The sequence below is a fragment of the Nitrospira sp. genome (assembly GCA_029194675.1).
Classification (GTDB): Bacteria; Nitrospirota; Nitrospiria; order Nitrospirales; family Nitrospiraceae; genus Nitrospira_D.
Window position 1 is genome coordinate 1 of sequence record JARFXP010000012.1, and the last position, 10,053, is coordinate 10,053.

The 10,053-nt window shown below is 53.7% G+C and carries 10 protein-coding genes and 1 tRNA gene; 4 read left to right on the forward strand and 7 right to left on the reverse strand.

Translation table 11 applies throughout. From position 1 onward, the window contains the following. Positions 1 to 51 precede the first annotated feature (51 nt). Positions 52 to 127: transfer RNA gene (locus P0120_24285), tRNA-Thr, on the forward strand. A gap of 1,338 nt (positions 128 to 1,465) precedes the next feature. Here the strand turns inward: P0120_24285 and P0120_24290 are convergent. Then, the gene (locus P0120_24290) at positions 1,466 to 1,786 is read right to left on the reverse strand and encodes a helix-turn-helix domain-containing protein (protein MDF0677428.1); all 321 of its coding nucleotides are present in this window, start codon (positions 1,784 to 1,786) and stop codon (positions 1,466 to 1,468) included. A 464-nt stretch (positions 1,787 to 2,250) separates the two neighbouring features. On the opposite strand from P0120_24290, the gene P0120_24295 reads away from it, so the two are divergent. Then, entirely contained in the window at positions 2,251 to 3,153 is a 903-nt protein-coding gene (locus P0120_24295) for an IS5 family transposase (protein MDF0677429.1), read from the forward strand. Positions 3,154 to 4,296: 1,143 nt separating this feature from the next. Here the strand turns inward: P0120_24295 and P0120_24300 are convergent. Continuing rightward, on the reverse strand, positions 4,297 to 4,473 hold the full coding sequence (locus P0120_24300) for a hypothetical protein (protein MDF0677430.1): 177 nt from the start codon (positions 4,471 to 4,473) through the stop codon (positions 4,297 to 4,299). Between the two features lie 129 nt (positions 4,474 to 4,602). Beyond that, the gene (locus P0120_24305; protein MDF0677431.1) at positions 4,603 to 4,845 is read right to left on the reverse strand and encodes a hypothetical protein; all 243 of its coding nucleotides are present in this window, start codon (positions 4,843 to 4,845) and stop codon (positions 4,603 to 4,605) included. A gap of 435 nt (positions 4,846 to 5,280) precedes the next feature. On the opposite strand from P0120_24305, the gene nhaA reads away from it, so the two are divergent. Both nhaA and P0120_24315 read left to right on the forward strand, forming a co-directional pair. Continuing rightward, complete coding sequence (gene nhaA, locus P0120_24310) at positions 5,281 to 6,468, forward strand: Na+/H+ antiporter NhaA (protein ID MDF0677432.1); 1,188 nt, start codon at positions 5,281 to 5,283, stop codon at positions 6,466 to 6,468. Positions 6,469 to 7,333: 865 nt separating this feature from the next. Next, a complete protein-coding gene (locus tag P0120_24315) occupies positions 7,334 to 7,597 on the forward strand; it encodes an RNA-binding protein (GenBank protein ID MDF0677433.1) in 264 nt (87 codons plus the stop codon). A gap of 397 nt (positions 7,598 to 7,994) precedes the next feature. Here P0120_24315 and P0120_24320 read toward each other — a convergent pair whose 3' ends face one another. The 4 genes from P0120_24320 to P0120_24335 all read right to left on the reverse strand — a co-directional run bounded on the left by P0120_24320 (position 7,995) and on the right by P0120_24335 (position 9,702). Beyond that, positions 7,995 to 8,396, reverse strand: a complete 402-nt coding sequence (locus P0120_24320) for a hypothetical protein (GenBank protein ID MDF0677434.1) — start codon at positions 8,394 to 8,396, stop codon at positions 7,995 to 7,997. Positions 8,397 to 8,570: 174 nt separating this feature from the next. Further along, positions 8,571 to 8,747, reverse strand: a complete 177-nt coding sequence (locus P0120_24325) for a hypothetical protein (protein ID MDF0677435.1) — start codon at positions 8,745 to 8,747, stop codon at positions 8,571 to 8,573. 87 nt (positions 8,748 to 8,834) lie between these two features. Then, positions 8,835 to 9,206: a PepSY domain-containing protein gene (locus P0120_24330; protein ID MDF0677436.1), complete on the reverse strand. Its 372-nt coding sequence runs from the start codon at positions 9,204 to 9,206 to the stop codon at positions 8,835 to 8,837. Positions 9,207 to 9,390: 184 nt separating this feature from the next. After that, positions 9,391 to 9,702 (reverse strand): hypothetical protein, encoded by a 312-nt coding sequence (locus tag P0120_24335; GenBank protein MDF0677437.1) that lies wholly within the window; start codon positions 9,700 to 9,702, stop codon positions 9,391 to 9,393. Positions 9,703 to 10,053 lie beyond the last annotated feature (351 nt).

Genomic DNA, 10,053 nt, shown 5'->3' on the forward strand with positions numbered 1-10,053 from the left:
ACCCCAAGGCCGAGAGTCTGTAAAAGTGTAACTCATTCAAATCATTGGGATGCTGGCGTAGCTCAATCGGCAGAGCAGCGGTTTTGTAAACCGCAGGTTGGAGGTTCGATTCCTCTCGCCAGCTCCATAGCTTTCCCCGACATTTCAGCGAGTTGCAGGAGAGGTCTGTTCTGGGAGTTCTGTACAAAAGCCCCGTCTGCTACCACTTTGCTACCACGTGCTACCGCCCGCTCTGATTGAGACGGTAGTGCGTCAAGGCGATCCAATGCACCGGGTGCTTTCTTCTTCAGCCATCTCCCATAAGTGCTCACTGTTAATTCAATCGTCGCGTGTCCCAATTGCTCTTGAACGTACGGGGCTGGGACACCCTCGGAAAGCAGGATCGAGGCGTAGGTATGGCGCAAACAATGAGGGGTGAAGTGTGTCGGCAACTTCGATGCCTTCAACGCATGGGTCATGCCCTTGCGCACATTTGCCGGATCGAGTGGCGTCCCCACCTTGCTCACGAATAGCCACGAAGGACGATTATTCCATCCATATTTGAGCGTGTCTTGTTTGCGCGCCCGTATATGAGATCCCAGCGTTTCCGCGAGGGAACGCGAGACATCCACCGTCCGCCCATGGCCAGACTTCGGCGTATCAAGCGCTCCATCTTCCGAAAAGGCACGGGCAATACGGATTGTCTTGCTATGAAGATCCACATCCTCAACTTGGAGCGCCAAGGCCTCCCCTAACCTCATGCCGGTTCCGGCCAATACGAAGAAGAGAGGATAGTAGCGTGGAGCTTGCTGCAAGACCGTAGCAAGGAAGTGTTGCCGCTGGACCTTGGTCATCGCCTTGATCTCTTCTTGGCGCGTCGTCTTTGAGACCGTCAGCTTCAGCACCCGTCCCAGGTTCGCAGCAGGATTGGCCGCGATCAGTCCGTCTTCAATCGCAGCGTTGAGCATCACCCGCAGCACAGCCTGAATGTTCCGCACCGTTCGCTTCTCAAGACCGGCTTGAAGTTTGTCTGCTAGAAACACCTTGATTCGTCCACGGTCCAAGTCACGAACGCGAATCTTCTCGAACCGGGGGGAAATATGAAGGTCAAGAATTTCGGTGTAGCGGGCGAGGGTGCGCGGTTTGACGGTTTGGCCAATAAGTCGCTTCCAATGCTCAGCATATTCCATCAGGGTGCTGGAAGCCGGAAGAGTAGAGGTTACTCGGTGACGTGCTTCTGGTCCGACTTTATCTCGGTGGGCATCTGCATCGGTCTTCCGGTCGAACGTCTTCCAATGACGGACTCCAGCCCCATCGCGCCAATCCACCACATATTTGCCGCGCCGTTTTCGCACACAAGCCATACATCACCGGCTATTGCGGGACTTCAGTAATCGAATCACAGGTTGCATCGCTTCTCGAAGTGCCAATTCATTGCGTTCCCATCAGGCCACGAGGACAGGATACGATTCGTATACTGCTAGTTTCAACCACCATGTTGGGCCATATACGCGTGCAAATCGGACGGTTTCACCCTCACCGATTTTCCCAGTCGGATGGCCTTCAGCTCTCCGTGACGGCACAATTCATAGGCGCGATATTGGCTGAGCTTCAGTCTCGCTGCAACTTGCCCGATCGTGAGCAAATCCTCGTCGCTCGCGCTGTCTGCGGAGCCCATTAGAGCTCGCTGAACCAGCAACGGCTGAAGCGACGCGAGTCCGATCAACAGTGCCTGCGCGATCTCCGGTGGCAGGATCGCCGCCTTTGCGGGGTCCTGGATCAATTGATCAAGGCTCGGTGGTGTCATGATCTCGCTTCCCCTTTACCTTAGTAGCGTGACAATGCTCGGCGGTTCCGTTTGATTGCTGTCAGGCAGTCAGCCGACTTCACGACGTGCGAGCTCGATAGCCAGCGGTCGAACTCCTCTCGCTTCACCAGGATCTTCCATGCGAGCACGATCTTCGCGCCACACGAGCACTTCTGTGACGTCATACCGTGTGCCTTAGACGAAGAGATACAGAAATCGTGTGGCACGGTGAGACTTATGAGCGGGTTCAGAATTTATAACCATACCGAAAAGGTAGGGGGCCGCAGAAAGGAAGGGATTCCTCAACAGTGACCGTCACAGTCCATACCCGTTGACAGCAGATTACCCATGACCGTAAGAAATTTTCCGAATCTCCAGAAGAAGTCAGTACTTAGGGAAGGTCTGATTTATTCCCCTTTCCTGATGTGCTAAGAGAAGTGCGGCACTGAACGGGAGGCGCGCCCATGCATCAGCAGACCTTTGCAGAAGTCCCCTTCGAGCAATATCGCAAACCCACCCGCCGCGAGCGGTTCCTCGACGAGATGAATCGCGTGGTGCCGTGGGCCAAATTGGTCGCGGCGATCGAGCCGGTCTACCCCAAAGCCGACGGGCCCGGGCGTCCGCCGGTCGGGATCGAACGCATGCTGCGCCTCCATTGTCTCCAACAGTGGTTCAACCTGTCAGATCCGGCGGTGGAAGAAGCGCTGTATGACTCCCGCGCCATGCGGCAGTTCGTCGGGATTGATCTGGGCCGTGAGCCCGTCCCCGATGAGACGACGATCTGCAAGTTTCGGCATCTGCTGGAGACGCACGAGTTGGGGAAACAGCTCTTTGCCGGGATCGGGGAGTATCTGACCCAGCAGGGGTTGCAGGTGAGTCGAGGCACCATTGTGGATGCGACCATCATCAGCGCGCCCAGTTCGACCAAGAATCGGACGAAGGAGCGAGATCCCGAGATGCATCAGACGAAGAAGGGCAATCAGTGGTACTTCGGCATGAAAGCGCATATCGGTGTGGATAGCCAGGTATTACCGGAGTTGCTGCATGGCCAGGAGACCCGCGTGTGGGGCGATGCCGCCTACAGTGGGCAACGCGCGGTGCTTCGACAGCACGCCCCCCACGCCAAGAGTTTCATCCAGACCAAAGCCCATCGCCATCGGCCGCTGAGTGAGGAAGAACGGGATCGCAACCGCACCAAGTCGAAAGTCCGGGCGAAGGTCGAGCATGCGTTCTTGGTCATCAAGCGGATCGTCGGCTGGGTCAAAGTCCGGTACCGGGGGCTAGCCAAGAATACCCACTGGCTCCAGATCAGCTGCGGCTTAGCGAATCTGTATGTGGTACGACGGCGGCTCTTGGCGGGCACGTAGGGAACATGTGTCCGGGGGCTGGCAGCGGGCGATCGGCCAGTGGATACGCCCAACCAACAGGCTCTCGAAACAGCCGATGCCCACCGAATTCGTCCTGGTGATGACCCCAGAAACAGAATTCCGAGTGGACACGTGAATTAATCAGACCTTCCTTAGCAGTACACTCCAATAACCAGCACATAATGCAAGAATGGCCAGTTGCCGACAGGGAAACTCATGAGGACGAGATGACCACAAGAACACCGCCCCGGGAGTTCATGGATAGGATTCGCAACGATGCAACCACGCTCCAGGAGAGGATTCCAGCTATGGTTTGGACTCAGTTTTAGTCCGTCCAAGATTGAATTCACCGTCGATAGGGTAAAGTTTTCCAATACATGGCCAATTGTCTATGGCTTGGTACGAGTATCTGATTGGTCGCGTCACTCGGAGCTACTTGTGATCGATGCATTGCTAGAAGGCAGCTTCGCTCCCCGCGGAGGCTTTCTCGCTGTCAAGGCGATTCCTAAGCCCTTCCGAGAGTTCCCCACAAGTCCTTGCCAGAACAGCGAAACCACTCTCTAGGAGTGGCGTTTGGATGTTTTTTGTACTCAGTTTAGCTCAGTTCAATTGAGGGGAATTGGGGCCTATTTTGCTCTCAAGAGAACACGCCGGGAACACGTAGGGTTTTTCTGTAGAGATGTCGGAGGCTCGCGACGCAGGCTGACCAGTCGTGCGAAGCGCTCGTCCCGCCTTTCTGTGTCGTGGTCGCTCTTTCGCCTGTCTGGGAGGCTCCACGCGACAGTACGGCGCAGCTCTTCCGAAAAGGTTGTTGATCTCCTCGCAGGGCGTTAGGACCCATCGTACAAATCATCAACAACAACCGACTTAAGGCCGACTCTAAGTTTCTTGGAATGACTCAAACTGCTTGACTGCACTTGAGATATCACGCTCATAGGTTGGGTAGCGTGACGAAAAACCAGACTAGAAAGATGGCAAGTGCCAGTAACAGCCCTGTAAATGCGATCGAGTCGATTTTATTCCTGGTTTGCTTTGTCATCTTGTTCCTTATCTTGATGAGCATGTGAGGGAGAGGTCGGGGAACTCTACAATCATGGCACCCTCCGCTGAGCTCAGATCAGCGCCGATGGGTAGCCAGAATCTCTATCTACGTTCATCTTGCTCCTCATCGGCGTCGCCCTCGGTCGATTCCCCTTTTGAAAGCAGCTCTTCTATCTGCGCTTCGTGGCACGTTAAGTCCTTTGCATTGAGCGCCTTCCCGCCGACCTTGCTGGATTGGTGAGGCTTGCCTACCCTTACGTTTTGACGACTTTCGTTCATGTCAGGCTCCGATCATGCCTTCCGTGATGGTGCCCTTATCCCCATGTGCGATGCAACTCGCTCACGTGCTCCACCCCGTTGGTCTTGTCGATGACCCACTGCGCGTCATATGACGGCAGACGACGGCAGTTAGGACGCCGGAGCCGGATCCTTATATCCGATGTAGTTTCCTGTCCAGTGGGAATAGCGTCGATTGACCCACCTGCGCACTTCCTCTTTCTGCAGTTCTCCATACCGCTTTTGAATGACCGAACTAAACGTCGCCAAATCCCCTCGGATCTCCGTCAAATCCTCCGCTGTAATCTTTGACCAGTAATCCTTGAGCGGTGTTTTCAATTGCTCCCAGAATTGTCCGAACTGTTCCTGGTTCATACGAATCTCCTTTGCCATGATGTGGGAAACCACCATCTGTCCAAGGCCCACCTTCGCACTCACGGCTCGTGGACAGAACGGACTTCTGGCGTAAAAGCGGCGGAGACCGGGGAATCAGACGCGCAGGAATAGGAGAGACGCGCGAGAGATGGGATAGTCGGCGTGGCTCAATACGTCACATTCACCCTACAGGGCCAACCACGGTCGTGTCAAATGGAGTCAATCGTGAATGTCTACGCGCTTGATGGGTAAAAACCGATGTCGATTATCCGTTCATGGTTGGCGATGTTTCAGATTCGGTAGGCCGTGCCACTCCAATACGATGGTATTGCCCTAACGGTCGGGATGTGCGCAGAGTGCTAGAGCACAAGTTGGGCATACAACAGTCTAGACAATTGCAAGATCCTAAGCACCGAACGCATGGGCCATGATTCGATGATTAGTAGTATTCGCACGTTCTTAAGACTGGAATCCGCCAGCGGCATTCTTCTGATGTTTGCCGCAGGCCTCGCCATGGTATGCGCCAATACCGGCCTGAAGCATCTGTATGAAAGCCTGTTGCAGATTCCCGTCGCGGTTCAATTTGGAAGCTTCCACATTCACAAACCTCTTCTCCTCTGGATCAATGATGGTCTAATGGTGCTGTTTTTCTTTCTAGTCGGGATGGAGTTGAAACGGGAATTCCTGGAGGGGGAACTATCCGATAGGGCCAATGTGGGGCTTCCGGCGCTGGGTGCTCTCGGGGGGATGGTGGTTCCTGGATTCATCTATTGGTGGGTCAACTATGACAATCCCGCCGGTATGGCGGGCTGGGCCGTTCCTATTGCCACCGATACGGCCTTCTCCTTGGGCATTCTCTCTTTGCTGGGTCAGCGTGTCCCGCTTTCCCTGAAGGTATTTCTGGTATCACTCGCTATTTTTGATGATGTCGGCGCCATTCTGATCATTGCTTTCTTTTTTTCTTCGAATCTCTCTACGACCATGATGTGGACTGCGGCGGTCTGCTTGGTGGTCCTCCTCTTTCTGAATCGAAAGGGCGTCACGGCCATTCCCCTCTATGCCTTGGTCGGCCTTGTGATGTGGACTGCGGTGTTGAAGTCCGGCGTGCACGCCACTTTGGCTGGTGTCCTTCTGGCAATGTTTATTCCCCTCACAGATGTCAGGAACAAGTCTCATTCACCGCTTCGGACCCTGGAGCAGGAACTTCACACCGCAGTGGCGTTTGTCACGTTGCCCCTGTTTGCCTTCTTTAATGCCGGCGTCTCCCTGAGTGAGGTATCTCTGGAAAGTCTCTTACATCCGGTCTCCCTGGGCATCACGTTGGGGTTGTTTCTCGGCAAGCCGCTGGGCGTCTTTTTGTTCTGCATGGCCGGGATCCTGCTGGGGATTGCCCGTCTGCCGATGGGAGTCACAGCGATCCAGCTGTCTGGGGTCGCCATCCTGTGTGGTATCGGGTTTACCATGAGTCTGTTTATCGGTGCGCTCGCCTTTGAGGAACTGCAGCGGCCTGCGTTGTTTGATGAGCGCATTGGGATTCTTCTCGGATCGCTCCTCTCGGCGATGGCCGGATATCTGGTACTCTGGCTGACACTCGGCAAAGCCGCGTCTCAAGCAAAGGACTGATTGATAAAACCGAGCCTCCCTCATTGCCAAGCCCTTCATCAGATCCAAGGTGTGGTAACCCAGCGGGAACCATCGAAATCTAAACATATTGGTGACTATCCAAATGATTAGTCAGTAATGAGTTTGACTCCTTCACAAGGTGCCTGTTAAGCTTGTCCTGCCTTACGGCTATTGTTTCTCCGCGCACTCCTCGTACTCACTCCCCGTCTCTGCGCGATCGTATGACGTTCTCATGCTCATCTCATTGAATGGCACGTCCTGCCGTTCGCGGGTGAGTCGACTCATTGTCGGCATGACAACAGAGCCCACAAGCTCCTCCGGTGGAGGAGTCTCTGATCGAGGCGCACCTCTGTACAGCAGGAGTTGCTATGAATTTCTTTTCGGCTCGGAGGGCTCACCACAAACGCAAGAGGAAGTCTGCCCACAAAAAACCGACCATTCGGTGGCACCTATTAGGGCTGTCTGATCCAATCCAGCGCGAGAGCGCATCCTCAATCGATGTCATCAGGGAGGGAGTCGCTTCGTTAGCGAAAGGATACCCGCTTACGTTGCACCATGTAAAAGGGAAGCCAGTGGTAAGGCAGAAACCAGAAGCTCGCCTGAGCAGGAAGAAACCGCTTGGGCACAAAACAGGAACATGACTAATATACACCGCTTTGTCCATTACCCGCTAAATAGGAACTGCAACCCAATGTCTCTCTTTCAGCCTTCCATCCAATGGTTCGTTCAGAATCCCCTCGCTGCGGCAACTCTTCTGTACATAATGGGACTGATTAGTGTCCTCGTCTATACCTATTTTGAACCTCGAGATGAGCGATAATCTTCTCGGTGTGAGTGATCACTTCACACAACAAAAGGAACGGTCATGAGCAAACGCGTCTTGTACGTCGGTGGCCTTTCAGAGGCCACCGACGATTATAAGCTCCGTGACTTATTTGGAATCTATGGTACGGTCGCACGCGCCTATATTGTGAGGCACAAATGCAGTGGGAAATCAGCTGGCTATGGATTTGTGGAAATGGGCTCGGGCGAGCAAGCTCTGAAGGCGGTCGTTTCCCTGGAAGGTACACTATTCGAGGGCAATTGCTTACGACTCTACGTCACACCCTATACCTCCACTCATTCCTAGGTTCTGCCCAACTATGCGAGAGGAACCGTACCAGTGAGTCGCATCAACTTGGATCCGCTGCTGACCTTTCCGGACGGATCACACCTGGTGATCAGCACGCAGTGTTCAGGATATGGAGAGTTGTACAGCCCCGTGATGGAGAAAGACGACCGCGCCGCGTTCCCAGCAATCTCGAACTACTTTGCAGTCTCAACCTGCATAAGCGTCCAAGAATACGCCGACAGTTACGCCCTTCAGCTCTATCCTAGTTCTGCTGAAACAATTGAAAAAAACCGCCGTCTCTCATTTGGCCTGGTCCACGCTCAGTCTTTCCGAAGCGAAGATTCTCCTCCTAGGACTCACGATAACATCACAACACACGGATACCCAGATTGTCATTTCAACCGGAACCGACGCGCTACTTCTTTGTTCCACAAATCTCGACAGTTGCTTCAACTTGACCATCTCTTGGACTGACCATCAACAACATCCCCTTATGCTCTGCAGCTCTCTTAAATCGAGTCGCATAGCCCTCATCGTATGGGTGTGCTTCGATCGTGGTCTCGCCGCTTTTGCGATCGTATACACTTTCAAGGACAAAGGCCTCCACAGTTTGCGTGCCATTCAACCGTGGTTTGCTCATGACGCGCCAGAATCGATTCTCCTGGTCGAACATCCTATTCGAAGTGTCCAGGGTGGCATTGGAACACAGCTTCACACCTTTCGAGACCTCCACATACTCACCTCGATCGACGAATTGAGCAAAGCCTGACAAGGGAGATCCGATCACAATTGCAAGAACCAGTACATACATGGACATAAATCCTCCTTCAGTAAGACAGCGGAAATCCATTCATGCGTGACCAAGCGGATTAAGAATCAGTTCACGTACAAGTTCCTGGATAGTTGTCATTCAACACTCGCTCAGTCGTTCCCCCCACAGCCGAGGCCATTTCCTGATGTCTAGCCGCTCGCACACGGAGGGAGGGCACTCTTACACCGGGACTCCGAGCCGAGCAGAAATCACTGACAGAATCTCCTTCCGCTTCTGCAAATCTTCCCGCATCGCCTGATTATCGGTGTGACCTATTTCAGTCCCAAGGTCTGAAATCGTACCCTTGACCGCCCATAACAATATCTCCTGCTCTTGTGGTACCAACTCCAACTGCATACGCTCCTCCTTCTTAAGAAGTTCTTCAGAAATGTCCTCGTCTGCAACGCACGCGTACAAATTCAGTCGTGCGGCCAGCGAGCCGAGTTATAATGTCTTATCCTGAATGAGCCTCTTCCCTGGCACCTTCTCTTCGGTCATTAACACCACTCCTGAAACAGCATCGACATAGACCGCCGTAATCGATTCTTCAGTGGTCAAAATTTCAACATTCCATACGGTCTTCTCCCCCCTCTTCTCCAGTTCTGCTTGAATGGCCTGCCCTGCAGTGCTTGCCAAAGCCGTCTCTACGGCTCCCCCAATCGTGATCTTGGTGGAAGTCGCCATGGCGATAACTTCCACCTCTTTGAGTTTCCCCTTATCAGCGCTCCAAACCATTTCACCGATAATTCCTGCTAAGCCGATCACCGTCCCTCCAATCAAGATTGCCCGCCATATCGTAAAACTTTTATTGGTCATGGCTGCCTCCTTTATGCATGACGGAAGATGTAGGAACATGACCACAAAGCCCCAGGCGGTCACGTTCACTCCACCTGCCAAACCACCGCGTCCATATAGACAGTTTCCTTTCTCAGCCGAAGTCCATGTCTTTGCTCTACTCATTCCTTCGCCCGCAAGCAAATCGTGGGCTCAAACTTGTGCCTTATTTCTTTGGTACCGGCATGCCGTCTTTCACCGGCTGTTCAACCGCGCCTTTTAGTGAGTCGACAACTTGGGGCTCCAGTATCCCGGTATTCTTGGGATCAATCGGCATCCTGCCCATTGTGGTATCTCCGGATTTCGCAGCCTCCTGAATGGATTGGCGATAGGTCAAGTTCGACTGGCCCGTATCGTTCGCAAACTCTCCGCTTGATGGATACCCAGGATGCTTGGGCAGCATCGCTGGATTCGCCATCGCAAGCGCGGTCATTCCGATGAACACAAGTCCCGTCCAGGTAATCGTATAGAGTCTCATGATGAAGACCTCCCTCGCTGAACACTCCGCTATCGCCTCGATAGAAGACGATCCCAATCCGTGACCAGGAAGTCGTCTCTGTCAGGACGGTGACAGACGGAAGTTCTCACAATCAGCCAGTGAGGGCACCACCCTCACCAGACCGTCGAACATCATCGGCACTCTGGCATTGAAGCGGCGGAGACTGGGGAATCGATCGCGCCGGGAAGGATGCGGGAAGCGCAAAGGATGGGACAGTCAGCGAAACTGGAATATCAGAGTGTAGGCAAACTCGCCAACGTTACATTCCTCACTTTCATGGCATGTAAGAGGTAACGAACACTCTACTAGAGAGGCGTGCGCCCCTCCCTT